Source organism: Rubrivirga sp. (assembly GCF_049648075.1).
GTDB lineage: Bacteria > Bacteroidota > Rhodothermia > Rhodothermales > Rubricoccaceae > Rubrivirga.
The window spans coordinates 1-1,920 of the sequence record NZ_JBARYR010000623.1 but is presented as its reverse complement, the minus strand read 5'-3'; the positions used below and the strand labels follow the sequence as shown (position 1 = coordinate 1,920).

At 69.2% G+C, this 1,920-nt stretch carries 2 protein-coding genes; one reads left to right on the top strand and one right to left on the bottom strand.

Annotated features, from left to right (window positions below):
* On the top strand, positions 1 to 494 hold a 494-nt coding region (locus WBA11_RS17010; RefSeq protein WP_424521835.1), incomplete at its 5' end, for a TetR family transcriptional regulator.
* Between the two features lie 22 nt (positions 495 to 516).
* On the opposite strand, the gene WBA11_RS17005 is transcribed toward WBA11_RS17010, so the two are convergent.
* The coding region (locus WBA11_RS17005) for a tetratricopeptide repeat protein (RefSeq protein WP_424521834.1) at positions 517 to 1,920 on the bottom strand (1,404 nt) is incomplete at its 5' end.

Here is a 1,920-nt window from a genome sequence, read left to right as displayed (position 1 = left end):
GCTACGGCGAGGTCGGCGTGCGCGAGATCGCGGGGGAGGCGGGCGTCAACGCGGCCCTTATCAATCGGTACTTCGGGTCCAAGCTGGGCCTGTTCACCGAGGTCGTCGGTGACACGCTGCGCGTGAGAGACCTGTTGGTCGGCGACCGCACGACTCTAGGCGACCGCCTGGCGCGGTGGCTCGTCCGTCCTCGACGGGACGGCTTCGACCCGACGATGGTGCTGCTGCGGTCTGCGAGTCACCCGGAGGCGGCGGGCGTGTTGCGAGCCGCCCTTGCGGAGCAGGTCGCGACGCCACTCGGCGACTGGCTCGGCGGCGGCGACGCCCGGGAGCGGGCCGGGCTCGTCACGTCGGTCCTGTTCGGGTTCGCGCTCGCCCGCGACGTGATCGGCTCGTCGGTGCTGGGCGGCGACCAGGACCGCTTGGTCGGGCACCTGGGCGACGTGATGCAGCGGCTCATCGATGGCGAAGCGGCGGCGACCTCGAGGCCGTAGCCTCGCCCTCGAGGATGGCCTGTTACAGCCCGGCCTCGGTGCGCGTCTCGCGGACTTTTTCCACGCACGCCGGGTCGAGCTCCACGGCAGCTCGACATATCCGTTCGCTCTCGTCGAGAAGAGCCCGGGCCTCGGTGGGGTTACGACGGCCGATGAACCTCGCGAGGGCTCGGGTAGCGATCGCAAGAGGAGGGGCCGAGTCCGGAAGCGCCGCACGCTGAATCTCGAGTCCTCGGCGCAGCAGGCGCTCGGCGTTCTCGGGACGTCCGAGCGCCGCATCGGCGGTCCCGATTCGCTGGAGGACCGAGCCATAGAACGGGTGCTCCGTGCCGACGGCGCCTTCGATAACCCGAAGCATCTCGTCCAAGGCCTCTCTCTCGCGTCCGATCTCGCCCTGAGCCCTCTGAATTCGAGCGAGGTTGCCGAGGCTCGCCCCGACCTCGATGTGGTCGGGGCCGAGCGCCGCACGCCGGACGGCGAGACCGTCCTGGGCGTAGCGTTCGGCGGCGGCGAACTCCTCCCGGTCGTACTCGAGACTTGCGAGGTGGTTGAGTACGTAGCCGACCTCGGCGTGATCGTCGCCGTACAGCTCGCGGTTCATGTCGAGAGCGGCCTGGTGGAGAGGCTCCGCTTCGTCGAGGAAGCCGCGGTTGCGTCTCGCGAGGCCAGCCAGAAGCAGGCTCTCCGCGAGTTCCCAATGTGGAGGCGTCAGGTGCTGGCGCCGGATGGCGAGCGCCCGTTGGGCGAGCGAATCGGCACGAGGGAGATCGCCCTCGAGGTCGGCCAGCGTCGAGAGCGACGTGTACGTCTCAGCCAACGAGAGGTCGTCGGGTCCGAGGTGGCGCAGGCGGATGTCGAGGACGATGCGTTGGAGCGAGTCGGCCTCGGTGTACCGTCCCGTGTCGTACTCGTTGGTGGCGAGATGCGCGAGGGCCGATGCCGTCTCCGGATGGTCTCGTCCGACGCTCGCCTCTCGAATGGCGACCGCGCGTCGGTACAGGGAGTCGACCGACGCGAAGTCTCCGCCGAAGTACCGAGCTTGTGCGAGTGCGATGGACGCCGTGGCAACGTCGTCGGGATCTGCCGACTCGAGGTTGTCGAGAAGGGCGAGGGCGTCCGATAAGAGCGAGTCGGCAGTGCCGTACCGGCCGAGCTCGGTGTAGACCTCCCCGATGATCCGCATGAGCGCGGCTTGGATCTCGGGACGGCCCGCCAGCTCCGTCCGAATCTCGGCGGCCCCGCGGTCTAGCACGTCGACCACCAAAGCGGAGTCTCCTTTGGCTTGGCTCGGACCGGCGTTCTGAAACACGGTGCCGAGGAACGTCGCGATCTCCGTGGCCTTGGTCGCTTCCGTTTCGGCGCGGTCGCGCTCGTCGGCGAGCCGGGCCGTGTAGAACCCGGTCAGGGCCGCCGCGACCACCAGTGC